The organism is Kribbella sp. CA-247076 (genome assembly GCF_050942445.1).
Classification (GTDB): domain Bacteria; phylum Actinomycetota; class Actinomycetes; order Propionibacteriales; family Kribbellaceae; genus Kribbella.
In genome coordinates this window covers 6320028-6345798 of record NZ_CP192051.1, presented here as the reverse complement: position 1 = coordinate 6345798, position 25771 = coordinate 6320028, and the positions used below count along the sequence as shown (strand labels likewise).

28 protein-coding genes are annotated in these 25771 nt (G+C 71.0%); 22 read left to right on the top strand and 6 right to left on the bottom strand.

The window, feature by feature from the left end:
- Nucleotides 1–2: 2 nt before the first annotated feature.
- Both ACQPYZ_RS30080 and pdxH read left to right on the top strand, forming a co-directional pair.
- Nucleotides 3–1943 (top strand): hypothetical protein, encoded by a 1941-nt coding sequence (locus ACQPYZ_RS30080; protein ID WP_433162022.1) that lies wholly within the window; start codon nt 3–5, stop codon nt 1941–1943.
- A gap of 9 nt (nt 1944–1952) precedes the next feature.
- Entirely contained in the window at nt 1953–2594 is a 642-nt protein-coding gene (pdxH, locus tag ACQPYZ_RS30075) for a pyridoxamine 5'-phosphate oxidase (RefSeq protein WP_433162020.1), read from the top strand.
- On the opposite strand, the gene ACQPYZ_RS30070 is transcribed toward pdxH, so the two are convergent.
- A complete protein-coding gene (locus ACQPYZ_RS30070) occupies nt 2543–4729 on the bottom strand; it encodes an MMPL family transporter (protein WP_433162018.1) in 2187 nt (728 codons plus the stop codon). The genes pdxH and ACQPYZ_RS30070 overlap by 52 nt on opposite strands.
- A 110-nt stretch (nt 4730–4839) precedes the next feature.
- On the opposite strand from ACQPYZ_RS30070, the gene ACQPYZ_RS30065 reads away from it, so the two are divergent.
- The 4 genes from ACQPYZ_RS30065 (at nt 4840) to ACQPYZ_RS30050 (ending at nt 7237) form a co-directional block, all read left to right on the top strand.
- Nucleotides 4840–5553 carry a TetR/AcrR family transcriptional regulator gene (locus ACQPYZ_RS30065; protein WP_433162016.1) on the top strand — a complete coding sequence of 238 codons (714 nt, stop codon included), beginning with the start codon at nt 4840–4842 and terminating at the stop codon, nt 5551–5553.
- 271 nt (nt 5554–5824) lie between these two features.
- Nucleotides 5825–6115, top strand: a complete 291-nt coding sequence (locus ACQPYZ_RS30060; RefSeq protein WP_433162015.1) for a hypothetical protein — start codon at nt 5825–5827, stop codon at nt 6113–6115.
- Nucleotides 6115–6621 carry a hypothetical protein gene (locus ACQPYZ_RS30055; RefSeq protein WP_433162014.1) on the top strand — a complete coding sequence of 169 codons (507 nt, stop codon included), beginning with the start codon at nt 6115–6117 and terminating at the stop codon, nt 6619–6621. Before ACQPYZ_RS30060 ends, ACQPYZ_RS30055 begins: the two co-directional genes overlap by 1 nt.
- 4 nt (nt 6622–6625) lie before the next feature.
- Nucleotides 6626–7237 (top strand): CGNR zinc finger domain-containing protein, encoded by a 612-nt coding sequence (locus ACQPYZ_RS30050; RefSeq protein ID WP_433162012.1) that lies wholly within the window; start codon nt 6626–6628, stop codon nt 7235–7237.
- Here the strand turns inward: ACQPYZ_RS30050 and ACQPYZ_RS30045 are convergent.
- Nucleotides 7234–7965: a hypothetical protein gene (locus ACQPYZ_RS30045; protein WP_433162010.1), complete on the bottom strand. Its 732-nt coding sequence runs from the start codon at nt 7963–7965 to the stop codon at nt 7234–7236. The genes ACQPYZ_RS30050 and ACQPYZ_RS30045 overlap by 4 nt on opposite strands.
- Nucleotides 7966–8268: 303 nt before the next feature.
- Between ACQPYZ_RS30045 and ACQPYZ_RS30040 the strand changes: the two genes are divergently transcribed.
- From ACQPYZ_RS30040 to ACQPYZ_RS30015, 6 genes are all read left to right on the top strand, one after another.
- Nucleotides 8269–8895, top strand: a complete 627-nt coding sequence (locus ACQPYZ_RS30040; RefSeq protein WP_433162008.1) for a TetR/AcrR family transcriptional regulator — start codon at nt 8269–8271, stop codon at nt 8893–8895.
- Nucleotides 8896–9041: 146 nt separating this feature from the next.
- Entirely contained in the window at nt 9042–10007 is a 966-nt protein-coding gene (locus ACQPYZ_RS30035; RefSeq protein ID WP_433162006.1) for an ROK family protein, read from the top strand.
- A complete protein-coding gene (gene nagA, locus ACQPYZ_RS30030; protein ID WP_433162004.1) occupies nt 10004–11134 on the top strand; it encodes an N-acetylglucosamine-6-phosphate deacetylase in 1131 nt (376 codons plus the stop codon). Before ACQPYZ_RS30035 ends, nagA begins: the two co-directional genes overlap by 4 nt.
- Nucleotides 11135–11141: 7 nt before the next feature.
- Nucleotides 11142–12047: a 1-phosphofructokinase family hexose kinase gene (locus ACQPYZ_RS30025; protein ID WP_433162001.1), complete on the top strand. Its 906-nt coding sequence runs from the start codon at nt 11142–11144 to the stop codon at nt 12045–12047.
- Between the two features lie 11 nt (nt 12048–12058).
- Nucleotides 12059–12895 carry a class II fructose-bisphosphate aldolase gene (locus tag ACQPYZ_RS30020; protein WP_433161999.1) on the top strand — a complete coding sequence of 279 codons (837 nt, stop codon included), beginning with the start codon at nt 12059–12061 and terminating at the stop codon, nt 12893–12895.
- Nucleotides 12895–13962, top strand: a complete 1068-nt coding sequence (locus ACQPYZ_RS30015) for an APC family permease (RefSeq protein ID WP_433161997.1) — start codon at nt 12895–12897, stop codon at nt 13960–13962. The genes ACQPYZ_RS30020 and ACQPYZ_RS30015 overlap by 1 nt, the downstream gene beginning before the upstream one ends.
- Nucleotides 13963–14101: 139 nt before the next feature.
- Here ACQPYZ_RS30015 and ACQPYZ_RS30010 read toward each other — a convergent pair whose 3' ends face one another.
- The 4 genes from ACQPYZ_RS30010 to ACQPYZ_RS29995 form a co-directional block, all read right to left on the bottom strand.
- Nucleotides 14102–15151, bottom strand: a complete 1050-nt coding sequence (locus tag ACQPYZ_RS30010; protein WP_433161995.1) for an ABC transporter permease — start codon at nt 15149–15151, stop codon at nt 14102–14104.
- A complete protein-coding gene (locus tag ACQPYZ_RS30005) occupies nt 15148–16032 on the bottom strand; it encodes an ABC transporter ATP-binding protein (RefSeq protein ID WP_433161993.1) in 885 nt (294 codons plus the stop codon). The genes ACQPYZ_RS30010 and ACQPYZ_RS30005 overlap by 4 nt, the downstream gene beginning before the upstream one ends.
- Nucleotides 16029–16421, bottom strand: a complete 393-nt coding sequence (locus ACQPYZ_RS30000) for a GntR family transcriptional regulator (protein WP_433161991.1) — start codon at nt 16419–16421, stop codon at nt 16029–16031. The genes ACQPYZ_RS30005 and ACQPYZ_RS30000 overlap by 4 nt, the downstream gene beginning before the upstream one ends.
- Nucleotides 16422–16493: 72 nt before the next feature.
- Nucleotides 16494–17810, bottom strand: coding sequence for a cryptochrome/photolyase family protein (locus tag ACQPYZ_RS29995; protein WP_433161988.1), 1317 nt, complete (start codon nt 17808–17810; stop codon nt 16494–16496).
- A gap of 59 nt (nt 17811–17869) precedes the next feature.
- Between ACQPYZ_RS29995 and ACQPYZ_RS29990 the strand changes: the two genes are divergently transcribed.
- The 10 genes from ACQPYZ_RS29990 to ACQPYZ_RS29945 all read left to right on the top strand — a co-directional run bounded on the left by ACQPYZ_RS29990 (nt 17870) and on the right by ACQPYZ_RS29945 (nt 25727).
- Nucleotides 17870–18583 carry a metal-dependent transcriptional regulator gene (locus ACQPYZ_RS29990; protein ID WP_433161986.1) on the top strand — a complete coding sequence of 238 codons (714 nt, stop codon included), beginning with the start codon at nt 17870–17872 and terminating at the stop codon, nt 18581–18583.
- Nucleotides 18584–18664: 81 nt separating this feature from the next.
- Nucleotides 18665–19444, top strand: a complete 780-nt coding sequence (locus ACQPYZ_RS29985) for a class I SAM-dependent methyltransferase (protein WP_433161985.1) — start codon at nt 18665–18667, stop codon at nt 19442–19444.
- Between the two features lie 42 nt (nt 19445–19486).
- Nucleotides 19487–20863 carry an aminodeoxychorismate synthase component I gene (pabB, locus tag ACQPYZ_RS29980; protein WP_433161983.1) on the top strand — a complete coding sequence of 459 codons (1377 nt, stop codon included), beginning with the start codon at nt 19487–19489 and terminating at the stop codon, nt 20861–20863.
- Nucleotides 20860–21552, top strand: coding sequence for an aminotransferase class IV (locus ACQPYZ_RS29975; RefSeq protein ID WP_433161982.1), 693 nt, complete (start codon nt 20860–20862; stop codon nt 21550–21552). Before pabB ends, ACQPYZ_RS29975 begins: the two co-directional genes overlap by 4 nt.
- A gap of 84 nt (nt 21553–21636) precedes the next feature.
- Complete coding sequence (locus ACQPYZ_RS29970) at nt 21637–22548, top strand: SPFH domain-containing protein (protein ID WP_433161980.1); 912 nt, start codon at nt 21637–21639, stop codon at nt 22546–22548.
- A gap of 9 nt (nt 22549–22557) precedes the next feature.
- Nucleotides 22558–22767: a hypothetical protein gene (locus ACQPYZ_RS29965; RefSeq protein WP_433161979.1), complete on the top strand. Its 210-nt coding sequence runs from the start codon at nt 22558–22560 to the stop codon at nt 22765–22767.
- Nucleotides 22760–23497 carry a GOLPH3/VPS74 family protein gene (locus ACQPYZ_RS29960; protein WP_433161978.1) on the top strand — a complete coding sequence of 246 codons (738 nt, stop codon included), beginning with the start codon at nt 22760–22762 and terminating at the stop codon, nt 23495–23497. The genes ACQPYZ_RS29965 and ACQPYZ_RS29960 overlap by 8 nt, the downstream gene beginning before the upstream one ends.
- 81 nt (nt 23498–23578) lie before the next feature.
- Nucleotides 23579–24013, top strand: coding sequence for a GntR family transcriptional regulator (locus tag ACQPYZ_RS29955; protein WP_433161977.1), 435 nt, complete (start codon nt 23579–23581; stop codon nt 24011–24013).
- Nucleotides 24013–24963, top strand: coding sequence for an ATP-binding cassette domain-containing protein (locus tag ACQPYZ_RS29950; RefSeq protein WP_433161975.1), 951 nt, complete (start codon nt 24013–24015; stop codon nt 24961–24963). The genes ACQPYZ_RS29955 and ACQPYZ_RS29950 overlap by 1 nt, the downstream gene beginning before the upstream one ends.
- The gene (locus ACQPYZ_RS29945; RefSeq protein WP_433161974.1) at nt 24960–25727 is read left to right on the top strand and encodes a hypothetical protein; all 768 of its coding nucleotides are present in this window, start codon (nt 24960–24962) and stop codon (nt 25725–25727) included. The genes ACQPYZ_RS29950 and ACQPYZ_RS29945 overlap by 4 nt, the downstream gene beginning before the upstream one ends.
- Nucleotides 25728–25771 lie beyond the last annotated feature (44 nt).

The window sequence follows — 25771 nt, the reverse complement described above, 5'->3', positions numbered from 1 at the left end:
GCATGGAAACACTGATCGCCTACACGTTTCACCGTGATGGTGCTGTCAGGGCTGCCGAGGGCCGGGCACGGGTCGAGGCGTACTACCACGAGCTCTGGGGCCGGAAAGCCGAGCACCACGGGTACGACGGCAGCACGGTCGGACTGCACGTCTGGGACCGGGCCGAGAGCACCTGCTTCTGGCCGTCCTGGCACGACACCGGTGAGCTGCGCGTCGGCAGCCTGCACACACCACTCGGCTACCAGCGCATAGTGGGCGACCTCCCGCCGTACGACGCTCCAGGGCAGCTGGCGCACGCGGTCCGGCGTACTCCGGCCGCCTTCCTGGACCTGGCGCCGCCGTTCACCCTGGCGGTGCTGGAGCCGCTGCAGGAGCGCCTGGACCTGTTCACCGACTCCATCGGGGTCGGCAGGCTGTTCCAGGTGCGCCTGCCCGACGGCTGGGTGTGGAGCAACCGTCCGGTCGCTGCGTTGCTGTTCGCGGGGGTGGCAGCCACGGCCGCTCGACGGGGTTGGAGCTTCGCTGCCGCGTGTGGGTGGTTCATGGACGACAGCACGCCGTACGAAGGTGTGCTCGCCGTACCGGGGGCGACGCACATCGTTGCCGACGGCAGGCAGCAGCGGCAGACGGTCAGCCGGATCGAGACCACCAGCATCTGGTCGACCGACAGCCTGGACACCGCTGAGGAGACTGCCGAAGCGCTCCAGGACGTGGCGAAGTCGGTCGCACGCTTGTGGCCGGGCAGACCGACTGTCGACCTGAGCGGTGGCCGCGACTCCAGAGTGGTCGCGGCCGCCTTTCTCAAGGCCGGTGTGGACCTGAACCTCAACAGCTACGACGCTGTGCCGGGCGAGCTCGAGGTGGCCGAGTCGCTGGTCCAGGCGCTCCCGTTCCAGGTCGACCACACGGTCACGCGCCGGAAGCCCGCTCAGCCGACCCGGCCCAGCCCACAGCCGGTCGCGCCACCACCGGCGCTGGCGAATCGCGCGCTGGGCTGGCATCGGTACGCCGAGGGACTTCGGCCGGCCAGTTACCTCTTCCATGCACCGCCGGCCGGCCTCGCGCACGTCACCCATCTCGCGATCGGCGGCGCCGGCGGCGAAGTTGCCCACGGCCACTTCTACCCGGCCGACGTCCTGCAGCTCGACGCGCTGCCGCTGCCCGACAAGCTCGCGGCCTTCGGCAACCGTCTGCGCACCAGACTGACACCGACCTCAGGTCCGGTCGAGCCCGCACGTGCCGCGGTCGCCGAGCAGATCGACCACGTGCTGCGGACCGCCGTACACGGAGGCATCGAGGACGCGACCATGCTCGACTACTTCTACCTGGTCGAGCGACTGCGCCGCTGGGGTACTACGGGCGAGCGCAGCGGAGTCGTGTCACCGCTGCTCGTCCCGGCGTTCGTCCGGTCGGCGTTCGCACTCAGCCCGGCGCAGCGAGTGGGAAACGAGCTCCACCGTGATCTCGTCCGTCACCTGGTCCCGGAGTGGGCCGACGTCCCGTTCTTTACGCCGGCTCAGCCCGCGCCCCGGAAGGCGCCGGCGAAGATTCGTTGTCTCGCCGACGCTCCCGACCGGGACGTGATCGAGCAGCTCCTCGAGGACGTCGACGGCTTCGACCAGGACTCGTTGACCACGCTCTGGGCGGCTTCCACCGCCGGAGCGAGCAGCGCAGCGGGCGAGGCCGCGCTGCACCAGGCGCTCTGGCGGGCGACCTTCGACCAGCACCTGGACCAGGTCAACGTGCATCTCCCGGCGAGTGCGCGGGCGAGCGTCCGCCCAGCGCCGGTCAGCCCAGCCCCTACCGACCGGACCCCGCCTCCGAAACGGCCGGTACGCCGTTTCGTCCGGCACGCCGCAGTACGGCGACTTGCCGCGACCGCAGCCTGGAAGGCCTTCCGCGGTACTCGCGTCGGAAGCTCCTGGCGGAGTCTGACTCAGTAGGCTCGGAGCGTGGACCTTGCAGAGATGCGGCGTATCTACGGCCTCGGCGAACTCCTCGAGTCCCAGGTCGATCCGGACCCGATCGTCCAGTTCCGGACCTGGCTCGAGCAGGCGACCGACGCCGGCCTGAACGAGCCGAACGCGATGGTGCTGGCCACCGCGGACGGCGAGGGCCGCCCGTCCGCGCGGACCGTTCTGCTCAAGGGCCTCGACGCGCGCGGGTTCGTCTTCTACACCAACCAGCAGTCGCACAAGGCCGACGACCTGGCCGCGAACCCGCACTGCGCGCTCGTCTTCCCCTGGCACGCGATGGAGCGCCAGGTAAGGGTCGAGGGCACTGTCGGCAAGCTCCCCGCCGCTGAGGTGGACGCGTACTTCGCCGGCCGGCCGCGCGAGTCCCAGTTGGGCGCCTGGGCCTCGCAGCAGAGCCGGCCGGTCGAGTCCCGTGAGGAGCTCGATCTGCAGTACGCGTCGTACGAGCGCCAGTGGCCGGAGGGCACCACGATCTCGACGCCGTACTTCTGGGGCGGCTACCTCGTCCATCCGGAGCGGATTGAGTTCTGGCAGGGCCGGATCGGCCGGCTCCACGACCGCCTGAGCTATCGCCGTACCAAGTCGGACTCCTGGGAGCTGTCCCGGCTCCAGCCCTGAGAGGCCTGCGGCTCCGAGGTCTCGCGGAAGCCGAACCGCTCCCACCACCGCACCAGCGGGGCCGGTGCCCACCAGTTGGCCCGGCCGAGCAGCCGCATGGTGGCCGGCACCAGCAGCGCCCGCACGACGGTCGCGTCCAGGGCGATCGCGATCACCAGCCCGACCCCGATCATCTTCACGAACACGATGCCCGAGGTGGAGAACGCGGCCACCACGATGATCAGCAGCAGCGCCGCGCTGGTGATGATCCCGCCGGTCCGCTGCAGTCCGAGGGCGACCGCCTGGGTGTTGTCGCCGGTCCGGTCGTACTCCTCCCGGATCCGGCTGAGCAGGAACACCTCGTAGTCCATCGACAGCCCGAACAGGACCGCGAACAGCAGCACCGGGTTCGTGGCGTCGAGGAACCCGGCCGGGGTGAAGTCGAGGAGGCCGGCGAGGTTGCCGTCCTGGAAGATCCACACCATCGCGCCGAAGGCGGCTGACAGTGACAGCACGTTCATCACCAGTGCCTTGGCCGGCAGCACGAACGAGCCGAAGGCGACGAACAGCAGGACGAACGTGACTACCACGATGAACCCGGCCATCCACGGCGCCCGCTCGGCCAGGACGTCGAGCAGGTCGATCACGGACGCGGTCTCGCCACCGACCTCGACCGAGGTCCCGGGCGGCGCCCGCACCGCCCGGACGTCGTGGACGACGTCCCGCGCCGGCAACTCCTGCCCGGTGAAGTGCGTGTGCACGACGACCGAGGCGACTCCGTCGGAGTAGCCGCCGAGCCGTACGCCGTCCACGTCGTCGAGCTGCCCCAGCGCGCCGACGTACCCGGACAACGCGGCCGTCGGATCGGCCGGCGGCGACGAGAACCGCACGGCGACGAAGATGTCCGAACCGCCGGCGCCGGCGAAGTCCCGCTGCAGGGTCTCCGTCACCGTCCTTGAGGTCGCACCGGACGGCAGCGCGCGATGGTCGACCCCACCCAATTGCGCCTGCAGGAAGGGGATCCCGAGCACCAGCAGCAGCGGAAGGAGCACGATCACGTACCGCACCGGCCGCTTCATCACGCTGTGCGCGAGCCGGTACCAGGCGCCGTGCTCGACCGCCGCCTTGCGAGCCTTGAAGATCCGCAGACTGTTCACCCGATGCCCCAGTACGGCGAGCAGCGCGGGAAGCGCCGTCAACGCCGCCACCATCGCGACCGCCACCGCGGCCGCGCCGCCGTACGCCATCGAGCGCAGGAACATCACCGGGAAGAGCACCAGGCTGCTGATCGCCACGCCCACGGTGATCCCGGAGAACGCGACCGTCCGGCCGGCCGTGGACATCGTCACCGCCAGCGCCGTCTCCACGTCGTTGCCTTTGGCAAGCTCTTCGCGGAACCGGGTGACGATGAACAACGCGTAGTCGATCGCCAGCCCGAGCCCGATCATGGTGACGATGTTGATCGAGAAGATCGACACGTCGGTGACCGCGGACAGCCCGCGGAGCAGCACGAACGCGCCCAGGATCGCCAGCGCGCCGACGAACAGCGGCAGGCTGGCGGCGACCAGTCCGCCGAACACGATCACCAGCAGCACGAGCACGATCGGCATCGAGATCGTCTCCGCGCGCACGATGTCGCGCTCGGTCTGGGTGTTCACCTCCTCGAAGATCGCGACCGCGCCACCGACCTGCACGTCCAGTCCGGGCGGGGCCGCGCGCAACCGGTCGGCGACCTGGTGGAACGTCTCCAGCCGCTGCTCCTCGTCCGCGCCGGCCAGCGTCAGGACGGCGTACGTGCTGTGCTGGTCCTTGGACACGAAGGCGGGGGAGCGGGTGGTCCAGTACGTCTGCGCGCTGGTCACGTCTGCGGACGGAAGGCTCGACAGGTGACTCTCGACGGACCGGCGGAAGCCGGGATCGGCCACGGTCCGGTCGGATCGGTAGAGCAGGATCACGTCGGAGCCGGTCCGGCCGATGGTCCGCTCGATGGTGGCGACGGCGTTCGCCGCCTCGGTGTCCGGCGCGTCGAAGCCGCCGTTGGCCAGCGAGCCGAACACGCCGGTGCCCCACGCGAGGCCGACGGCGACGAAGATCCCGGTCAGCGCGAGGACCAGGCGGCGCCGCCGGTAGCTGAACCGGCCGAGCTTCTCGAACACGAGTCTCCCCCAGGGCGTAGATTTGAGCGGATACGTCGGGAGTGAACAGCGTTAACTGTTAACGGTGTTAACTCTAGACATCGCGTACGCACGCCTGTCAAGGGAGCACTGTGGAGCCGAGCCGCCGGGATCGTCAGCGCGCCGCGACGCTGGCCGAGATCAAGACGGCCGCGCGCCGGCTGCTGGTCAGCGGCGGCGTGGGCGCGGTCGGCCTGCGCGCCGTCGCGCGCGAGCTCGGTCTGACCCCACCCGCGCTCTACCGGTACTTCCCGAGCCACGAAGCGCTCATCACGGCGCTGATCGCCGACCTGTACGACGAGCTGACGGCCGCGCTGATGGCGTTGCAGGACAACGACGCCGACCCGGACCTGGGGGCGCGGCTCTACCTGCTCGCGAACGGCCTGCGCGACTGGGCGCTGGCCCATCCGGCCGAGTTCGGGCTGCTCTTCGGGACGGCGATCCCGGACCCGGACGCCGAGGGGCACGAGGACACCCCGGGCCACCAGGCGGCGATGCGGTTCGCGGCGGTGTTCAAGGCACTGGTCGCCCAGGTCTGGCACCAGAAGCCGTTCCCGCATCCGACCGAGGAGGAGCTCGGCCCGGTGCTGGTGGCGCAGCTGACCCGCAAGGCGCCGTACTTCGACGGGATGCCGGCCGGCGCGATCTACCTGGCGCTGAACTACTGGACCCGGCTCTACGGCCTCATCTGCATGGAGGTGTTCGGCCAGTTGCACTGGGCGCTGGAGGACGCCGGCGCCTACTTCGAGGCCCAGCTGTTCGAGATCGGCGAGGCCCTCGGGCTGGACTGCCCGGTCCCCGAATAGAAAGAAGCCCGCGGACGCTTCCAGAACCCGACCGGGAGGTCGGCCTCTGGGCCAGGCGGACTGACCTGGCTGCCCGCGGGCCCGGTGGCGGCGTTGTACTGGCCGACCACGTGTCCCACTTCTCAGTGGTTGGCGGTCAGCCCGCCGCCACCTCACGAGTCCTATGGCAATTCATGCTTTGGACCACCTCCCTTCGCGTGTACTGCGAACCTACTGTCCGCCGGAGGTCCGTTCAACCAGTTTTCGCCCTGGGATGAACGACAATCGGGCCATGCTCAGATTCGGCCTGATCCCGCTGGTGCTGCTGATCGGAACCGGGTGGTTCGCGTGGGCGTCGTACCGCCGGGCCGCCCAGGCCGAGCGGGCCCTGGCCGAGCTGCACGCCGAGAACCGGGCGCTGCTGCACGAGGCCAGGGCGCTGGAACGGGCGGTCGCGGCTGCCGAGCAGGGCTTGCGTACGCTCAGCTCGCATCCGTCGGTGCCGCGCGACGTCGCGCTCACCGCCGACCTCACCCTCGCCGACATCCGGCGGCTGGCAGAACGCAAGGAGCTCGACGACTGATGCCGCAGATCGACCGGGCCCTGGCTGCGGTAGCGGTCAACTACAACTGGGCCGAGCTCTACAACAACGAGAAGAAGAAGTCGGACTTCCAGGCGGCCGCGGCCAAGGCCTTCACGATCCTGCTGCCGGCGGCCGTCGGTGGTGACTACTTCTGCGGACCGTCGTACACCGGGAGCAACGCCTGCGGCGAGCTGTCGTTCACCATCCAGAAGCCGACGCCGGTGGACAAGGGCATCATCGACGGCCTGGAGGCCAAGCAGCGGGCCGAGCTGGCGAAGGCGACGCAGGAGCAGAAGAACCAGCAGGTCAACGTCGAGCTGCAGTCGGTCAAGCAGCAGGTGGCGATGCTCGGGGCGCAGGGCTACCTGCTGAAGACGGCGATCGAGTCGGGCAAGATCCAGTTCATGGTGATCCCGCAGAACGGCAACGTCAGCATCCCGGTGCCGACCACCGGCCAGCCCGCCCAGCCGACCCAGCCGAACCAGACCGGCCAGGCAGGTCGCTGACCCGATGAACGGGCTGCCGTCGCACCTCGAGCTCGTGCAGGGCGTCGTCCTGCCCAAGCCGGTCGGCGCGGACCCGGTGCTCGACTTCGTCAACACCCGGTCCGACTGGACCACTCCCGGCCCGGCCCGGACCGAGTGGCTGACGTCGTACGAGGCCTTCCTGATCTGGAGCTCGTACGTCGGCCTGCTGCCGCCGGCGACAGTGTTCCGCCTGATCGAGCAGGCCAGCGGCAAACCGACGGAGGCGGCCCGCCGGCTGACCGCGGCCCTGGAGTTCCGGGCCGACCTGTACGACGTACTGACCGGCCAGGCGGGCGCTGACGCGTTCGAGGCCGTCGCCCGGGTGGTCGAGAAGGCTTCCGGGCGACGGCAGCTCGTGCCGACGGACGACGGCGCCGCCTGGGAGCTGCCGGAGGACCTCGCGCAGCCGCTCGACCACGTCGCCCTGCACGCGGGTGAGCTGCTCACCGGACCGTCGAGGGCGCACATCCGGATCTGTCCGGGGGAGTCGTGCGGCTGGCTCTTCCTGGATCCTCGTGGGCGCCGTCGCTGGTGCTCGATGGCCACCTGCGGCAACCGCGCGAAGGTCCGCGCCCACGCCGCCCGCGCCCGTTAGTTGAACAACGCCGGGTCGACGGTGATCCACGTGTGCCGCGCCCGGGCGAGCACCCGGCCGTCGGCGTCGTACAGGGTGCTCGCGGTGAACGTCTTGCGGCCGTCCTCGCCGAGGTAGCGACCGAGGGCCACGCACGCCTCGCCGGCCTGCGGGCGCGCGTCGATGCACGCGGTGAGCTGACCCAGCACGGATGGCCGGCCCTCGAGGTCGATCGCCCAGCCGCCCGGGCAGTCGAGCGCGGCCCAGAGGAAGACCGCGTCCACCAGACCGTCGCCGCCGGTCGCGAGATCGGCGGCCGGCTTCCAGGTGCACGCCGTCCGCCCGTCACCCATCGGACCGGGCTTGAGGTGCAGGCCACCGTCGTTCGCCGGCCCGCACACGAAGCACGTCGGGAACGGATGGTTCGTCAGACCGCGGTACGACGCCTCCGCCGCCGCGGCCTCCTCCGGCCCCACCGGCTCGATCGTGGCGTCGTGGAGGACCTCCGCAGCGACCGGTACGGCGGACGCGACCACGGCCTCCCCGTCGAGCAACCGGGCGTCCTCGTGGCCGGCGACGAGGTCCAGGTCCCGCTCGAGCGGCGGCGGCATCCGCAGCGTCACCTGCGGCACCCGGCCGTCGTCGAGGGCCCGCGCGAGCACGGTCCCCACCCGGCCGGCGACGTACCCGCCGTTCCCGGATCTCTCCGGTCCCTGGAACCGCCTCGCGATCCACACCGCATCGTTCATGGCCCTCGACCCTAGTCGTTCACGGTCAGTCGTTCGTGTTGCCACACACGGTCACCGATTCGGCGCTGCCGGGCCGTCCCGAGCCCGAGACAAGGAGACCGGGGCAACCAGCCGAATGACAGAGGTGTGAGTAGCGATCCCGATGGGAATGAAGGAGTTTCAGAGAAATCTGAGGAATTCTCGGCGATAACTGAGCTGAGTACTCCTGTTCAAACGACCGTTTGAACTATGCTGACTGCAGGCTACGGCGAGTGAGCAGGTGGGGTGCCTGAGCAAGCAGTGGCCGGGGGGAAGGAGAACTCTGTGGAAACGCCGGTCGAATCGACCCGGGAGAGGTTGCTCAACGTCGCTGAGCAACGATTCGGAGAAGGGGGTTACGAAGGGACCTCGCTGCGCGCCATCACGGTCGCGGCAGCCGCGAACATCGCGGCGGTGAACTATCACTTCGGCTCGAAGGAAGCGCTGCTGCGGGCGGCGGTGGCCCGCGCGATGGCGCCGGTCAACACCGAGCGCAGGCGGCGGCTGGACCAGTTGGAGGCCAATGGCCGGCCCAACCCGGAGCAGCTGATCCGGGCGTTCATCGAGCCCGGGCTCGACCTGGTCCTGCGCCGCGGTGAACGCGGTGCGGTGGTGGCCCGGTTCATCGGCCGGATCGCCTTCGATCCGAGCCAGCGGATCCGCGAGCTGTACGCCGCGGAGTCCGATCCCATCGAGGCGCGGTACCTGGCCGCGCTCCAGGCCGCGCTGCCGCACGCGACTCCGGACGCGGTCGCGTTCGGGTACGTGAACATGCTCGGCCTGCTCGCCCTGCACCAGTCGCAGGCGCTGTCACGCGCACCGGGACTGGAGGACGCGGAGAACTCCGGCAAACTGGCCGAGAACCTGGTCGCGTTCCTGGTGGCGGCGTTCGACCGGGGGCTGCGCGCCTGACCCGGTGGCGGCCGATTACCCGCGGCGCCCTGCCCGCGGATCTTCGGACGCAACCGAACCAGCGCCGCGATTGGTCTGGTGCAACCGTGTCCATGGACTGCTCATGGATGTTCAGACTGCCCGGTAACGCTGCATAATGGCGCTCCGTGGAGCCCTGTGAAGTCGTGGTCGCCGTCGATCTCGGTGGAACCCGGATGAAGTGCGGCCTGGTCGCCGCCGACGGTGCCGTCGTGCACCGCGAGACCAGGCCGACTCCCCGGGCCGTGCCCGATCCGCGGGGCGGCGGCCGCGCCATCCTGGACGCGCTCGTCGAGGCCGTCGTCGAGCTCGGCCAGAAGGCGACCGCCGACGGTCACCGGGTGCGCGCGATCGGCGTGGTCGTCCCCGGTGTCATCGACGCCGCGACCGGCACCGTCAGCGCCGAGAACCTGGCCTGGGTCGGGACGCCCGTACTGGCCGCGCTGACCGAGGCGGTCGGCGAGGAGGTTCCGGTCGTGCTCGCCCACGACGTCCGCGCCGGCGGGTACGCCGAGCTGCGCCACGGCGCCCTGGCCGGCACCACGAACTCGATGTTCCTCCCGCTCGGCACCGGCATCGCCGCGGCGATGGTGGTCGACGGCTCGCTGGTCAGCGGCGACGGGTACGCCGGTGAGCTCGGCCACACCCGGTTCGTCCACGGCGACGCCGCCGAGCAGTGCGCCTGCGGCCAGTGGGGCTGCCTCGAGACGGTCGCCTCCGCCGCCGCCCTCGCCCGCCGGTACGGCGCCCGCACCGGACGGACCGTGGACGGCGCCCGCGAGGTGCTGGAGCTGCTCGCGGCCGGTGACCCCGACGCCGCCCAGGTCTGGGACGACGCGCTCCGGGTCCTCGTCGACGCGCTCGTCCTCTACACCACCCTGGTCGCGCCCACCCGGATCGCGATCGGTGGTGGACTGGTCGGAGCAGGCGAGACGCTGCTGCAGCCGCTCCGCGACGGCATCCACGCCCGGCTGACCTTCCAGCGCGAGCCGGAGATCGTCGCCGCGGTCCTGGGTGAGGAGGCCGGCTGCCTCGGCGCCGCCCAGATGGCCTGGGACCGCGTCGCCGCCGACGAGAGTGAGGACGCCGAATGACGACCTATCGGGTGGGCCGGCTGGTCACGCCGGACGACGTGCTGGAGAACGCCTGGATCCAGGTGGTCGACGAGGACATCCGCGCCTTCGGCCGGCGGTCGGAAGGGATGCCCGCCGACGGCAAGCGGCCGGAGGACCTGGGTGACGTGACGGTCGTGCCGGGGTTCGTCGACCTCCACACCCACGGTGGCGGCGGGTCGACGTACTCGACGACCGATCCGGAGGAGGCGCGGAAGGTCGCGGCCTTCCATGCCCGGCACGGGACCACGACCACGCTGGCCAGCCTGGTGACCTCGCCGCTGGACGACCTGGTCGCGCAGACCGCGTGCCTGGCGGAGCTGGTCGCCGACGGCGTGATCGCCGGCGTCCACCTCGAAGGGCCGTTCCTGTCCGAGGCCCGGTGCGGCGCGCACGAGCCGACGCTGCTGCGCCCGCCGCTCACCGACGACCTGGCGAAGGTGCTGAGCGACGTCGTCCGGATGGTGACGATCGCGCCCGAGCTCGAGAACGGACTGGAGGCGATCCGGCAGGTCGTCGACGCCGGTGCGGTCGCGGCCCTCGGGCACACCGACGCGACGTACGAGCAGATGATCGCCGGGGCCGACGCCGGGGCGACGGTGGCGACCCACCTGTTCAACGGGATGCGGCCGTTCCACCACCGCGACCCCGGTCCGGTCGGCGCCGCGATCAACGACGAGCGGCTGCTGCTCGAGGTGATCAACGACGGCCTGCACGTGGATCCGCAGGTCGTCCGGGTCGCGCTCGCGGCCGCCGGCGTGAACCGGATCGCGCTGATCACCGACGCGATGGAGGCCACCGGGATGCCGGAGGGCCGGTACAAGCTCGGCAACCTCGAGGTGGACGTGAAGGACGGGCTGGTGACGCTCGCGCACGGCTCGCATTCGATCGCCGGCAGCACGCTGACGATGGACGTCGCCTACGCGAACGCGGTCAAGGCCGGGGTCTCGCTGGTGGACGCGTCCCGGATGGCCTCGACCACGCCCGCCCAGACCTTCGGCTGGTACGACGTCGGCGCGATCGAGACCGGCAAGCGGGCCGACCTGGTGCTCCTGGACGCGGAGTACGCCGTCCAGAAGGTGATGCGGGCCGGGTCGTGGCTGGACTGATCGGACCATGATCGGCACCGTCACGCTGAACCTGGCGCTGGACGTCACTTACGAGGTGGACTCGGTCGTGCTGGGTGGAAGCCACCGCGTCGCCGCGCTCCGGCAGCGGGCCGGCGGCAAGGGCGTGAACGTCGCCCGGGTCGCCTCGACCCTCGGGCACCAGGTGCTCGTGCTCGGCTTCGTCGGCGGCGTCACCGGCGAGCTCGTCGCCGAGGAGCTGTTCGACGCCGGGCTGACCGCGCTGCTGACCCCGATCGCCGGCGAGACACGCCGGACCGTGGCGATCGTCAACGGTGCCGACGGGGACGCGACCATCTTCAACGAGGCCGGTCCGGCGGTGACCGCGGACGAGTGGCGGGCGTTCCTCGACCGGATGCCGTGGAGACGGCTCAAGGTGCTGGCATGCTCGGGCAGTCTGCCGCCGGGGCTGCCGGCCGACGCGTACGCCGAGCTCGCGGTCCGGGCCCGGCATCACGACGTACTGACCGTGATCGACGCCGGCGGCGACGCGCTCACCGCCGCCGCGAAGGCCGGAGCGGTGGTGCGGTCGAATGCGGCCGAGTTGCGGGACGCGCTCGGTGACACCTCGGTCGAGGACGGCGCCCGGCAGCTGGTCCGGCTCGGCGCGGCCGCGGCCGTGATCACCGACGGATCCCGTGGAATGGTTGCTGCCAGCAACAAGGGCGTCTGGCGTGCGCTCCCGGTCGAGACGGTCTCCGGCAACCCCACCGGTGCGGGTGACGCCTGTACGGCGGTCGTCGCCGCCGCGGTCGCGGAGTCGCCTGAGCCGGACTGGCCGGCCGTGCTGAAATCCGCCGTCGCCGCCTCCGCCGCCGCGGTCCTCACACCGGTTGCCGGAGACATCGATCTCGCCGCGTACCGGCGCTGGCAGCCCCAGGTCGCCGTCAACTAGAAGGAGCAGTCATGCCGTTGGTTTCCGGGGCCGAGGTCGTGCTCGCCGCCGCCAAGGCCGGTCGCGGGATCGGTGCGTTCAACGTGATCCAGCTGGAGCACGCGACCGCGCTGATCGCCGGCGCCGAGCAGGCCGGCGCACCGGTCATCCTGCAGATCAGCGAGAACGCGGTGAAGTACCACGGCGCGCTCAAGCCGATCGGCGTGGCCACCCTGGCCGCCGCGGCGGCCGCGACCGTCCCCGTCGTCGTCCACCTCGACCACGCGATGGACCGCGACCTGGTCACCGAGGCCGTCTCCCTCGGCTTCACCTCGGTCATGTACGACGCCTCGCAGCTCGAGTACGCCGACAACGTCGCGGCCACCACCGAGGTCACGGCCTTCTGCCACGACCACGGGGTCTTCGTCGAGGCCGAGATCGGCGAGGTCGGCGGCAAGGACGGTGTCCACGCTCCCGGCGCCCGCACCCGGCCCGACGAGGCGGTGGCCTTCGCCGAGGCCACCGGGGTGGACGCGCTCGCGGTCGCCGTCGGCTCGTCGCACGCGATGACCGAGCGCACCGCGACCCTCGACTTCGACCTGATCGGCGAGCTCCGCGCGGCGGTCGCCGTACCGCTGGTGCTGCACGGGTCCTCAGGGGTGGCCGACCCCGACCTCACCCGGGCGGTCGAGGCGGGCATGACCAAGGTCAACATCGCCACCCACCTCAACAACGTGTTCACCGGGTCGGTCCGCCGTACCCTCGCCGACAACCCGTCGCTGGTCGATACCCGCAAGTACCTCGGCCCGGCCCGCGATGCCGTCGCGGCCGAAGTCGCCCGCCTCCTGGGTGTGCTCAAGGCAGTCTGATGGCCGCCCGGCCGGCGCTCGCGCGACGCCTCGGGCTGGGCGACGCGGTCGTCATCGGCCTCGGCTCGATGGTCGGCGCCGGGGTGTTCGCGGTGTGGGCCCCGGCCGCCCACGCCGCCGGATCCGGGGTGCTGATCGGACTGGTCATCGCCGCGGTGGTTGCCTACTGCAACGCGGTGTCGTCGGCGCAGTTGGCGGCCGTCTACCCCGTCTCGGGCGGTACCTACGTCTACGGGCGGGAGCGGCTGGGGGAGTGGTGGGGGTTCGCGGCCGGGTGGTGCTTCGTCATCGGGAAGACGGCGTCGTGCGCGGCGATGGCGCTGACGTTCGCCACGTACGTCGTGCCCGGCGGTGGCTGGCTGCGCAGACTGGTCGCGCTGCTGGCAGTGGCCGGGCTGGCGGCGGTCAACTATCGCGGGGTGACCAGGACGGCCCGGCTCACCAGGATCCTGGTGTCGTGCACCTTGGTGGTGCTCGCGCTCGTGCTGGTGCTGCTGTTCAGAGCCGAGTCGCACCGGGAGGTGCCGGTGCTCGCGGAGGCGTCCGTCTACGGGGTCTTGCAGGCGGCCGGCCTGCTGTTCTTCGCGTTCGCCGGCTACGCGCGGATCGCGACGATGGGCGAGGAGGTCCGAGACCCTCGGCGTACTATCCCGCGGGCGATCACGATCGCGCTGTTCCTTGCCATTGGCATCTATCTGCTGATCGGCGTCGCGCTCCTGCGCGTGCTCGACCCGGCGACGACCACCGCACCCCTGGCCGAGGCGGTCGGCGTCGCCTGGGCCGAGCCCGTGGTCCGGATCGGCGCGGCGCTCGCCAGCCTTGGCGCGTTGCTGGCCCTGATCGCCGGCGTCGGCCGGACCACGTTGGCTATGGCCCGCAACCAGGATCTGCCCACGTGGCTGGCCGCCGTACACCCGAGGTTCCAGGTGCCGCACCACGCCGAGCTCGCGCTGGCCGTGGTCGTCGGGGTGCTGGTGCTGACGACCGATCTCCGCGGGGTGATCGGGTTCTCGTCGTTCGGAGTGTTGCTGTACTACGCGATCGCGAACGCGTCCGCGTTCACCTAGCCGGCCGACCAACGTCGCTGGCCTCGCGCCGTCAACGCGGTCGGCCTGGCCGGGTGCGTCGTCCTCGCGGTCACTCTGCCCTGGACCTCGGCCGTCGTGGCCGCCGCCCTGCTCGCGGTTGCCCTGCTCGGACGACGGCTCAGGACAGGTCGCGGCGGATCCGCCAGAAGCTGAACCCGGTCAGCCCGAGAGCCAGCAGCACGAACAGGCCGAACTCGCGCCACTGCAGGGACCAGAAGGTGTCCGCGGCGAAGTAGCGGACGTGCTGCCGGTAGCCCTCGTCGGCCAGTCGCTGGAAGCAGGCGTCCCGCTTCGGGTTGGGTGCCGTTTCCTGGCGCAGGTGCGGCGGCGGACCCGGCTCGCACTCGATCGTCCACGACGGCAGCATGCTCAGCGCCTTGCCGGACTTGTCGACGGTCTCGTCGGACAGCTTCCACGCGCCGACGACACCGGTCGCGACCTCGATCTGCTTCACCTGTGGATCCGGCCCCGACCCGTCGAGCATGAAGCCGCGGATGTTCTCCGCGGACGCCACGATCATCCGGTCGGTCGGCGCGAGCAGGTGCGGCCGGACGAACGTCGGCGTCAGGATCTGCACCAGGATCACCACGGCCAGCGTGACCGCGAGGGCGACCAGGGTACGGCGGACGACGAGACCGACCGCGACCCCGAGGGCGAACGCGAAGGCGGCGTACCCGACCGGGACCAGGCCGCGGGCGGAGAAGACCGGCGGGAACATCCGGGGCAGGTAGGTGTTCGAGTCCTGGCCGGCGTTGAGCGCGTCGTCGATCGGGTCGGACCACCAGGTGACCGCGAGACTGAGCAGGCCGGTGATCGCGATCGCGCTCAGGCCGGCGATCCCGACCTTGGTCGCCAGCCAGCGGCGCCGGCCGATGCTCTGGCTCCAGACCAGTCGGTGCGTCCCGGTCTCCAGCTCCCGGGCGATCAGCGGTGCGCCCCAGAAGGCGCCGACGACCGGCGGAACGGCGTACAGCAGGGCCTGGCCGACGTAGTAGAGATTCGGGTTGAGCCGCTCGAAGGCGAGGTTGCGGATGAACTCGGTCGTAAGTCGCCGGTAGTCGTCCGCGAGGCCCGGCCCGGTGACGGCCAGGACGACGATCGCGGCGGCGACGACCGCGGCGACCACCAGGAACTGGACGCGGAACTGCCGCCAGGTCAGCCAGATCATCGTTGTACCTCCAGCAGCGGGCGCTCCGGCTGGGCCGGGGCGGTGCGGCCCATGTAGGCCAGCACCAGGTCTTCGAGGGTGAGCCGGCTGACCGACCAGGCCGGGTCGAGGATCGGCTGCTCGGTCCGGATCAGGAACGTCGACTGCCGGTCCGTGTGGCTCTCGGTCACCACGTGCTGATTCCGGGGGAGGTCCTTGGCGGCCCGCCGGGGTCCGGTCAGCCGGTAGTGCGTGGCGAGCAGGGTGTCGATCTCGCCGCTGACCTGGACCCGGGACCCGACCAGCACGATCAGGTAGTCGCAGGCCCGCTCGACGTCGGAGACGAGGTGCGAGGACAGCACGACGCTCAGCTTCTGGTCGGCGACCGCCTCCATCAGGTCCTGCAGGAACTCGCGCCGGGCCAGCGGATCGAGGGCCGCGACGGGCTCGTCGAGGATCAGCAACTCGGGACGCTTGGCCAGGCCCAGCGTCAGTGCGAGCTGCGCCCGCTGACCGCCGGACAGCCTGCCCGCACGCTGCTTGAGGTCGAACCCGAGGCTCTGGATCCGTTGCTGGGCAAGGGAATCGTCCCACGCCGGATTCAGCCGGGCTCCCAGCTTCAGGTGGTCGGCCACGCTCAGCCGGCTGTACGTCGGCGTGTCCTGGGCGACGTACCCGACCTTCGCCTGCTCCACCCCGGCCGCGGTTCCCAGCACCTCCACGGTCCCGGTCGTCGGGGTGATCATCCCGACCGCCAGGTTGAGCAACGTGCTCTTGCCCGCCCCGTTCGGCCCGACCAGCCCGACCACATGTCCGGCCGGAACCTCCAGCTCACAATCGGTCAGCGCCCACCGGCGCCCGTACCGCTTCCCCAACCCGTGGGCCTGCAGGACGGCGGTCATGCTATGTCCTCCTGAGCGGCGGTCCGAAAGGTTGTCAGGAACAACGCCTCGATGCTCTCGTCGTCGAGGCCGGCTTTGCGGGCCTTGGCGAGCCAGCGGCGCAGGTCCTGGCGGAGGGGGCCGTGGGCGGCGAGGCTGTTGTCGGTCAGCGTGCGGGTGACGAACGTGCCGCGGCCGGGCCGGGCCTGGACCAGGCCCTCGTGCTCGAGCTCGCGGTACGCCTTGAGCACGGTGTTGGGGTTGATCGCCAGCGTCGCGACCACGTCCTTGACGGTCGGCAACTGGTCCCCCTCCCGGAGCAGGCCGAGCCGCAACGCGTTCCGGACCTGCTGGACGATCTGCTGGTACGGCGAGACCCCCGACCGGCCGTCCAGATGGAACTCGATCATCGATTACCCCATTCATCTAGGTAACTAGCACTATAGGGGTAAGCGTCGACACCGAGTCAAGAGCCGAGGACGTCAGCGGATGGCTTCGTACCGGCGCAGGGCCTCGCGGCGGGCCTCGGCGTGGTCGACGATCGGCTCCGGGTAGCCCTCGACGCCGCCGTACTTCCACGGCTCGTGCACCGCCTTGCCTTCGAGCTGCCGCAGTTCGGGCACCCAGCGCCGGACGTACTCACCGTCGGGGTCGAACTTCAGGCCCTGCCCGACCGGGTTGAAGATCCGGAAGTACGGCGCCGGGTCCGCGCCGCAGCCGGCCACCCACTGCCAGTTCAGCGAGTTCGACGCCAGGTCGCCGTCGCGCAGCCGCCGCATGAACCAGCGGGCACCGAACTTCCAGTGCACATGAAGGTCCTTGACCAGGAACGACGCGACCGCCATCCGCACCCGGTTGTGCATGAAGCCGGACTCGGCGAGCTGCCGCATCCCGGCGTCGATGTACGGGAACCCGGTCCGGCCCGCGCACCAGGCCTCGAACGCGTCGCCGGGGTCGTCGTACACCATCCGCTCGAACTCCGGGCGCAACGGTTTCCAGGCCGCCTGCGGATACCGCGCGAGCAGGTCCGCGCAGAACTCCCGCCAGGCCAGCTCCCGCCGGTACGCCTCCGCGCCGGCACTGCGTTTGCGGGCGAGGTCGGCGAGCATCGTCCGCGGGTGGATCTCGCCGTACTTCAACGGGACCGACATCCGCGAGGTGCTGTCGAGGTCGGGCCGGTTCCGCTCGTCGTCGTACCCGCCGACCTCCTCCAGGTAGTCGTGCCAGTGCTCCCGGGCCGCCTGCTCGCCGGCTCCGGTCGCCGTCGCGTCGGGCAGGTCCGAGCCGTCGGCCTTGACCCACGTCACGTCGGAGGGCGCGTCGGCCGGCTTGCGCCAGCCATGCTCGAGCCAGGCGCGGAAGTACGGCGTGAACACCTGGTAGGAACTGCCCTGCTGGTTGAGCACCCGGCCCGGCGCGACCGCGTACGCCGAACCGGTCGCGACCAGTGGACACTTCAATGCGCCTTCAACTTCCTGGTCACGCTGCTGCCCGTACGGGCCGTAGTCCGCGCTGACATGGACACTGGCGGCACCCACCTCGTCGGCGAGCTCAGGTATCACCCGCACCGGATCACCCCGCCGGACGACGAGCCGGCCGCCCATCGACTCCGACAGGCTCCGCAGCGAGGCGGTCAGGTGGTCACGGCGCTGGTCCCCGGAACGGTCCCAGAGCAAGGGATCCAGCACGAACACCCCGACGACCCGTCCGTCCCCGGCGGCGCAGGCGTCCAGCAACGCCGGGTTGTCGGCGAGCCGGAGATCGCGCCGGAACCACATCACCGCTGTCTCGTTCCGCATCCTCCATCGGTACCCGCTCGTAGTCGCCGATTGGGTGAGGCTTGCCTGCATAGGCGAGAATGGTTGTCGTGAGCGAGCTGATCGATACCACCGAGATGTACCTGCGGACCGTCTACGAGCTGGAAGAAGAGGGCATCCTGCCGCTGCGCGCGCGGATCGCCGAGCGGCTGCACCAGTCCGGTCCGACGGTCAGCCAGACGGTGGCGCGGATGGAGCGCGACGGGCTCGTCACGGTCGAGGGCGACCGCCACCTCGAGCTCACCGAGGTCGGCCGGAAGCAGGCGGTCCGGGTGATGCGCAAGCACCGCCTGGCCGAGCGCCTGCTGGTGGACGTGATCGGGCTGGAGTGGGAGGACGTGCACGCGGAGGCCTGCCGCTGGGAGCACGTGATGAGCGACGCGGTCGAGCTCCGCCTGCTGAAGATCCTGGACAACCCGACCGAGTCGCCGTACGGGAACCCGATCCCGGGCCTGGAGGAGCTGCAGAAGGACGGCCAGGCGAGCGGCATCGAGGACTTCCGGATCGGTGTCGAGCCGCTGGACAAGGTGCTCGACGGCGCGACCGGTGACAGCGTCCGGGTGCTGGTCCGGCGGATCGCCGAGCCGGTGCAGACCGACGACGGTGCGATGGCCGTGCTGCGCAAGGCCGGTGCGCTGCCGGGCCGCGAGGTCGACTCCACCCTCGACGCCGAGGGCGTCCTGGTCGGCAGCCGGGAGGCCGGCGGCGTGATCAGCGACGAGACGGCCGGGCACATCTTCGTCAGCCGGGTCTGACGTTCAAAGCTGTATTAAGACCGCGCACACTCAGCGCTCGATGCTGTACAGGGTGTGCGCACGAGGTAGCCTCTCTCCGCGATGCCTGAGAACGAGATCGACTGGCCGGAGTACCTGCGGGAGTTCCACACCGCGGCTCCGGGCAGCACCGAAGCCCTGCTGTCCCGTGCGGTAGCAGGCGACCACACGCCGTACCGCTGGCTGGTGCGGGCCGTGTCCGGCGAGGCCCGCCGGGTCCTCGACCTGGCCTGTGGCAACGGTCCGGTCGCGCGGGAGCTGTACGGGCGGTGGGTCGTCGGCGTCGACAACAACCCGGCCCAGCTGGCCGGCGCACCGGGCCCGAAGGTGCAGGCGGACGCGCTGCATCTCCCGTTCGCGAACGAGGTCTTCGACGTCGTCACCTGCTCGATGGGGCTCGCCGTCCTGCAGCCGCTGCCCGCGGTCCTGTCCGAGGCGGCCCGGGTGCTGCGACGAGGCGGCGTACTGGCCGCGATCGTGCCGGCCGTGCGACCGCTCCGGCGCGGTGACATCCGCACGTTGAGCGGTCTGACCACGCGGTTGCGCTCGACCCCGCAGTTCCCGGCCGGTGGCGAGATCACCGAGCTCAAGGACAAGCTGCACCACGCCGGGTTCCACGTGATGGAGAGCCAGCGCGAGCGGTACGTCTACCTGATCCGTACCCGCGACGACGCCCAGCGCCTGGTCGACGCGCTCTACCTGCCCGGTACGCCGGACGTCCGCCGGGACACCGCCGCCGGCTGGCTCGCCGACCGGGCCGAGTCGAAGGACGGCCTCGAGGTCGCGATCCCGATCCGTCGGATCACCGCCATGCGCACCAAGCTCGCCCTGACCGGGACCTGATCGCCGGCCCCGGAGCAGGCCCGCGGTCGGTACCGTGTGCCTGTGAGTGCGCTGCGGTGGTTCGTCCGGAGGGTCGACCGGGCGCTCGACGGTGAGACGGTCTACCGCGAGCTGCTGGCCGGCGAACCCGTCGCGTTCTGGCTCGACGGCAGCCTCACCGACCGCGCGGCCCGGCGGGTCTCGGTGCTGGGTACGACGCTCGGGCGCGCGGCGCAGGTGGTCGTCCGGGACGTTGCCGACGGCGACGTGTTCGCCGAATTGCAAGGGTTGATCGCCGACCGGGCCGCCCGGCCGGGCGACGTACCCGAGGAGCTGGCGGGCGTGTTCGCCGGCGGCTACGTCGGGTACTTCGGTTACGAGCTGAAGGCGCTGACCGGGGGAGCGGCGAAACACGAGGCGCCGACGCCGGACGCCCTGTGGATCTGGGCGAACCGGTTCGTCGTGATCGATCACGACCGGGACGTCAGCTACCTGGTCAGCGTCGACACCGCCGACGACGGCTGGCTGGACCGGGCGGCCCGGATCACGGCCCACTGGTCGATGTCCGGCGTGGACGAGCCGGCGATCGCCCGGCTCGACCTGGAGGCCCACCTGGAGCAGGACCGGGCGACGTACCTCGACGGGATTGCCCGGTGCAGGGCCGCGCTCGAGGCGGGCGAGACGTACGAGGTCTGCCTGACGAACCGCGTGCGCCTGCCGGCGGTGCCCGACCCGTTCGAGTTCTTCCTCTGGCAGCGGGCGCACAACCCGGCGCCGTACGCCGCCTTCCTCCGGTACGGCGACCTCGCCGTCGCCAGCTCGTCGCCGGAACGGTTCCTGACCGTGGACGCGGACGGCTGGGCCGAGTGCCGGCCGATCAAGGGGACCGCGCCGCGGGACCCGGACCCGGCGGCCGACCAGCTGGCGGCCAAGGCGCTGGCCGAGGACGAGAAGACCCGGGCCGAGAACCTGATGATCGTCGACCTGATCCGCAACGACCTCGGCCGCGTCAGCGAACCGGGCACCGTGCACGTGCCGCAGCTGATGGCGGTCGAGAGCTACCGGACCGTCCACCAGCTCGTGACCACCGTGCGCGGCCGGCTGCGGGCCGGGGTGTCCGCCGTCGACGCCGTCCGGGCGTGCTTCCCGCCGGGGTCGATGACGGGGGCGCCGAAGATCCGGACGATGGAGATCCTGGACGAGCTCGAGTGGAGTGCGCGCGGCGTGTACTCGGGAGCGCTCGGCTACCTGACCGTGGACGGGCGGGCCGACCTGAGCGTGGTCATCCGGACGGCGGTGCTGACGCCGTCCGGGACCGTGGTCGGCGCGGGCGGGGCGATCGTGCTCGACTCCGAGCCGGTCGCGGAGTACGACGAAATGGTGCTGAAGGCAACAGCAGCCGTCGGCGGGAACGCCGCGGCCGAAGGGTGGGGGAGATGAGTGGTGTGCAGGTGGTGGACTCGTTCCTGGTCGCCAACGGCAGGGTCCGGGGGCTCGAGCTGCACCGGGAACGGTTCGCCGGGTCGTGTGCGGCGGCGGGCGTGGACGCGACGGCGTTCTGGAGCGACCAGGTCGGCCGGCTGCCCGGGTTCGGGCGTTGGTTCCCGCGCTTCGAGCTCCGGACGTCGGGCGAGCTGGCGGTCCAGCTCCGGCCCGCACCGCCGGCCGGCGGCCGGGTCCGGGTCGTCGTCCACGACGGGCCCGACCCACGGACGGCGCCGCGGGTGAAGGGTCCGGACCTGGAACTGCTCGGGAAGCTGCGGGAGGCGGCCGCGCACCGGGCCGACGAGATCCTGCTGCGCGACCAGGACGGCGTCGTCCTCGAGGCGGCGTACTCCGCCGTCGCGTGGTGGGAGGACGGCACGCTCTGCTTCCCGCCGGCCGACCGCCCGCTGCTGCCGTCGGTCACCGCTCGGCTGCTCCGCGGGATCGCCGCGAGCCAGGGCGTCGAGACGGCCGAGCGAGCCCGCACGGCCGCCGACCTCCGGTCCACCGAGGTGTGGCTCCTAAACGCCCTGCACGGCATCCGGCCCGTGCACGCCTGGTCAGACTCCGCGATCGACCCGCTCCCGAACTCCCGGTCGACCACCTGGCAACACCACCTGACCGCTCTCGCGCAGCCGCTCTGACCGCGGGCCGCGTCGCGAACCGGAGAGCCGCCTTGAAAATGTGATATCACAATGCTACCTTTCAGCTATTCGAGAGGAGCAGTGATGACGGACTTGGACGTGGCGGTCGAGATGCCGGCGCCGAAGGTGACCGAGCGGGCCGCGCGGGAGATCAACGGGTGGCCGATGGCCGGGCTGGCGTTCGTGCTGGTGGTCGCCGGGGTGGTGCTGTTCATCGTCGGCGCCGGGCAGTCGCAGGGTGCGCTGGTCGTGGTGTCGATCGTCGTCTTCGTGGCCGGGGTGATCGTGGCCGCCGGACTGACGCCGGTGCAGCCGGGGCGGGCGCGGGTGCTGCAGATCCTCGGGCGGTACGCCGGGACCATCCGGACCAACGGCCTGCGCTGGGTGAACCCGATCGCCACCCGCAAGGAGGTCTCCACCCGGATCCGCAACCACGAGACCGCGGTGGCCAAGGTGAACGATGCCGACGGCAACCCGATCGAGATCGCCGCGGTCGTGGTCTGGCAGGTCGAGGACACCGCGCAGGCGATGTTCGAGGTGGACGACTTCGTCGAGTTCGTCGCGATCCAGACCGAGACCGCGGTCCGGCACATCGCCAACAGCTACCCGTACGACGTGCACTCCGACGACGGCGGGCTGTCGCTGCGGGACAGCACCGACGAGATCACCGAGACGCTGTCGACCGAGATCGGCGCCCGCGTGCAGGCCGCCGGGGTCCGGGTGATCGAGTCCCGGATCACCCACCTGGCCTACGCGCCGGAGATCGCCCAGGCGATGCTCCGCCGCCAGCAGGCCGGCGCCGTGGTGGCGGCCCGGCAGCGGATCGTCGAGGGGGCGGTCGGCATGGTCGAGCTCGCCCTGGCCCGGCTGTCCGAGCACGACGTGGTCGAGTTGGACGAGGAGCGCAAGGCGACCATGGTCAGCAACCTGATGGTAGTGCTGTGCGGCGACCGGGACGCCCAGCCGGTGGTCAACACCGGCTCGCTGTACCAGTGAGCGGCCGTCGTGGCCGTCGAACGCAAGAAGATCCTGCTCCGGCTGGATCCCGTGGTGCATGACGCGCTGGCCCGCTGGGCAGCCGACGACCTGCGCAGCACCAACGCCCAGATCGAGTACCTGCTCCGCCGGGCGCTCGCGGACGCCGGCCGGCTCCCGTCCGGGGTCGGCAAGCAACGCCGTCCGGGCCGCCCGGCCAAGGAGGAAGACGATGAGTAGCAGCAGCGGTAGTCATCTCACTCTCGTCCGGGGTGCCCGCGGCACCCTGCCGCGCCGGCCGGCCGTCAGCCGGCGGCGGGTGGTCGCGCTCGGCCGGGTCAAGGCCCCGGACACCCTGGCCGCACGGCTCTTCCTGCTCGCCTACGATCCGCGGACAGGCCGGCTGACCGGCCGGTGGGGCCGACTCGGGCGGATCCTCCGCGCGGCCGCGCTCGTGGATCTCCAACTGCGGGGGAACCTTGCCGACGACAACAGTCGGGCCCGGGTGACCAAGGCCGCCGCGCCGGCCGACCCGGTGCTGGCCGAGGTGCTGAAGGACATCCGCCGGATCGGTCCGCGGAAGTGGCGGACGTGGATCGACCGCCGGCACGGCCGGATCGTCCGCGACGTCCGGGACGAGCTCGAAAGCGCTCGGCTGATCAAGGTCGAGCACTACCGTGCTCTCGGCGTCTTCCCGACGTACCGGGTGACGCTGCGGCATCCGCTCGTCCGGCGCCAGTTGCTGCGGAACGCCACCGACACCCTGCGGCCCGCCCGGCTGGTCACCCGGATCGACGTCCGGGACGCGGCGGTGATCACCTTGGCCGCTACCGGTGACCTGCGGACGGTCGTGACCAAGGAGCAGCGCAAGCGGCACAAGGACCGGATCGCGCAACTGGCGGTCAGGGTCGGCCCGGTGGTGCCGGCGCTGAAGAAGGCGCTGCAGGCGTCGTCGCACGAAGCCGGTTGACCGGCTTGCCCCAGCCGGTGCTATGGTTCGTTACTCAAGTAATGAACCTACGAACCTTTCGACCGCGGAGAGGAGGCGGTGATGTTCGACGACCGGAGTCCGATCTACCTGCAGATCGCCGAGCAGATCAAGAACGACATCGTCACCGGCGTCCTCGCCGAGGACGAGCAGGTGATGTCGACGAACCAGTACGCCGCCTTCTACCGGATCAACCCGGCCACGGCGGCCAAGGGGTTCGCCCAGCTGGTCGACGAGGGGGTGCTCTACAAGAAGCGCGGGATCGGCATGTTCGTCAGCCCGAACGCGCGGGACCTGCTCCGCACCGGTCGGCGCGACTCGTTCTTCGCCGACGTGGTCGACCCGATGATCCGCGAGGCCAAGGCCATCGGCGTACCTCTCACAGACGTCGTCCAGCACATCCGCACTCAGATCGTGTCTGGTGATCCCGCACCTACTGCGCGGCACTCGGCACGCTACGGCGCGGGATCACCAGACACGATCTACGGAGACGCCTGATGACCAACCAGATGCTCGAATCCGCCGAGCCGGCCACCGCGACGGGGTATGCGCTGGGCGCGCGGGCGGAGAACCTGTCGGTGCGGTTCGCCGGGGTGCCGGCACTGGATCGGCTCGACCTGCGGCTGGCGGCGGGCAAGATCCACGGGCTGCTCGGCCGGAACGGTTCCGGGAAGAGCACGCTGGCCGCCGTGCTGGCGGGGTTCCGCCGACCGGACGAGGGCCGGGTCCTGATCGACGGCGGCGACCTCGGTACGGCGGCCGAGCCGTACGAGAACGCGGTCGTCACCAGCCGGGTCTGCCTGATCCGGGAGTCGGGCGACCTGGTCGACGCGGCACCGGTCAAGCACGTGCTCGGCCTGGCCGCGAGCCTGCGTCCGTACTGGGACGGCGACCTGGCCGAGGAGCTCCTCGACCGGTTCGAGGTCCCGACGACGAAGAAGGTGCAGAAGCTGTCCCGCGGGCAGAAGTCCGCGCTGGGCGTCGTGCTCGGGCTCGCCAGCCGCGCGCCGCTGACGATGTTCGACGAGACGTACCTCGGCATGGACGTGCCGTCCCGCAACCTGTTCTACGACGCCCTGCTCACCGACTACGCCGAGGTGCCGCGGACGATCGTGTTGTCGACCCACCTGGTCAGCGAGGTCAGCCCGATGCTCGAGGAGGTCGTGATCCTCGACCGCGGCCGGCTCGTCACCCAGTCACCGGTGGACGCGCTCCGCGGCCGCGGTGCGTCGATCGTCGGCCCGGCCGCGGTGGTGGACGAGTTCACCGGCGGGTTCACCGTGCTCGCCGAGGAGAAGCTCGGCGGCACCAAGTCGACCACGGTGCTCGGCGACCTCGACCCGGCGCTCCTCGCGCAGGCCCGGGCGGCCGGTCTCGAGATCGGCCCGGTCGGTCTCCAGGACCTCTTCGTGCACCTCACGTCCAACGGACAGGGAGGGCGGCGATGAGCGCCGTACTCGAGCGTCCGCCGGCGCTGCCGCGCGGGACGACCGCGGTGAACCGGCTGCGGCAGGTGCTGCTGGCGGTGATCACCGGTACTCGGCCGATGCTCGGCGGCTACTGGATTGTCATGCTGGTCGCGTTCGGCGTGGGCGGGGTCGCGTTCCAGCTCGCCACCGGCGGGATCGACCACAGCGTGTGGGACTACGGCACCCAGTCGCCGAAGTACTTCTCGATGGCGATCGGCATCAGCATCGCCCCGGCGTACTTCACCCTGCTGATCGCGCAGGGCGTCACCCGCCGGATGTTTTCCATTGCCGCAGGCATCTATCTGACCGGTGCCGCGGTCGCGACCGCGGTGCTGTGGGTCGTGGTGTACCAGCTCGAGCACCTGGTCTACGGCTGGCGGGGCTGGTCGCAGACGCTGGAGAACCCGCACCTGTTCACCGACGCCTCGCAGGCGGGGCTGATCTTCACCGAGTTCTTCCTGCTGATCCTGTCGCACGAGGCGGCGGGCTGGCTGCTCGGGATCACGTTCTACCGGTTCGGCTTCTGGCGTGGCGTCGCGCTGCTGCCGCTGTCGATCCTGCCGGCGGCCGCGGCCGAGTTCCTGCTGATCGCCCAGTGGCTCGCGGACGCGCTCGACAGCGTCGGCTACCGGCGGCCGCCACTCGCTGTCGCCGTACCCACCATCCTGGTGGTCAGTGCACTCGGTGTGTACGTCGGCTACCTTCTGCTGCGGCCGCTGGCGCTGAAACCGGCGAAGGGCTGAGCCCGGGTTATGCACAGGGGGTGTGCATAACCCGGAACATTTCT

Bases quoted from the DNA above. Each gene is read 5' to 3' on its own strand.
- ACQPYZ_RS30080 (WP_433162022.1), top strand. From the start codon at position 3: ATGGAAACACTGATCGCCTACACGTTTCACCGTGATGGTGCTGTCAGG.
- ACQPYZ_RS30060 (WP_433162015.1), top strand. From the start codon at position 5,825: ATGCTCAGATTCGGCCTGATCCCGCTGGTGCTGCTGATCGGAACCGGG.
- ACQPYZ_RS30055 (WP_433162014.1), top strand. From the start codon at position 6,115: ATGCCGCAGATCGACCGGGCCCTGGCTGCGGTAGCGGTCAACTACAAC.
- ACQPYZ_RS30050 (WP_433162012.1), top strand. From the start codon at position 6,626: ATGAACGGGCTGCCGTCGCACCTCGAGCTCGTGCAGGGCGTCGTCCTG.
- ACQPYZ_RS30045 (WP_433162010.1), bottom strand. From the start codon at position 7,965: ATGAACGATGCGGTGTGGATCGCGAGGCGGTTCCAGGGACCGGAGAGA.
- nagA (WP_433162004.1), top strand. From the start codon at position 10,004: ATGACGACCTATCGGGTGGGCCGGCTGGTCACGCCGGACGACGTGCTG.
- ACQPYZ_RS30025 (WP_433162001.1), top strand. From the start codon at position 11,142: ATGATCGGCACCGTCACGCTGAACCTGGCGCTGGACGTCACTTACGAG.
- ACQPYZ_RS30020 (WP_433161999.1), top strand. From the start codon at position 12,059: ATGCCGTTGGTTTCCGGGGCCGAGGTCGTGCTCGCCGCCGCCAAGGCC.
- ACQPYZ_RS30015 (WP_433161997.1), top strand. From the start codon at position 12,895: ATGGCCGCCCGGCCGGCGCTCGCGCGACGCCTCGGGCTGGGCGACGCG.
- ACQPYZ_RS30010 (WP_433161995.1), bottom strand. From the start codon at position 15,151: ATGATCTGGCTGACCTGGCGGCAGTTCCGCGTCCAGTTCCTGGTGGTC.
- ACQPYZ_RS30005 (WP_433161993.1), bottom strand. From the start codon at position 16,032: ATGACCGCCGTCCTGCAGGCCCACGGGTTGGGGAAGCGGTACGGGCGC.
- ACQPYZ_RS30000 (WP_433161991.1), bottom strand. From the start codon at position 16,421: ATGATCGAGTTCCATCTGGACGGCCGGTCGGGGGTCTCGCCGTACCAG.
- ACQPYZ_RS29995 (WP_433161988.1), bottom strand. From the start codon at position 17,810: ATGCGGAACGAGACAGCGGTGATGTGGTTCCGGCGCGATCTCCGGCTC.
- ACQPYZ_RS29990 (WP_433161986.1), top strand. From the start codon at position 17,870: ATGGTTGTCGTGAGCGAGCTGATCGATACCACCGAGATGTACCTGCGG.
- ACQPYZ_RS29985 (WP_433161985.1), top strand. From the start codon at position 18,665: ATGCCTGAGAACGAGATCGACTGGCCGGAGTACCTGCGGGAGTTCCAC.
- ACQPYZ_RS29975 (WP_433161982.1), top strand. From the start codon at position 20,860: ATGAGTGGTGTGCAGGTGGTGGACTCGTTCCTGGTCGCCAACGGCAGG.
- ACQPYZ_RS29970 (WP_433161980.1), top strand. From the start codon at position 21,637: ATGACGGACTTGGACGTGGCGGTCGAGATGCCGGCGCCGAAGGTGACC.
- ACQPYZ_RS29960 (WP_433161978.1), top strand. From the start codon at position 22,760: ATGAGTAGCAGCAGCGGTAGTCATCTCACTCTCGTCCGGGGTGCCCGC.
- ACQPYZ_RS29955 (WP_433161977.1), top strand. From the start codon at position 23,579: ATGTTCGACGACCGGAGTCCGATCTACCTGCAGATCGCCGAGCAGATC.
- ACQPYZ_RS29950 (WP_433161975.1), top strand. From the start codon at position 24,013: ATGACCAACCAGATGCTCGAATCCGCCGAGCCGGCCACCGCGACGGGG.
- ACQPYZ_RS29945 (WP_433161974.1), top strand. From the start codon at position 24,960: ATGAGCGCCGTACTCGAGCGTCCGCCGGCGCTGCCGCGCGGGACGACC.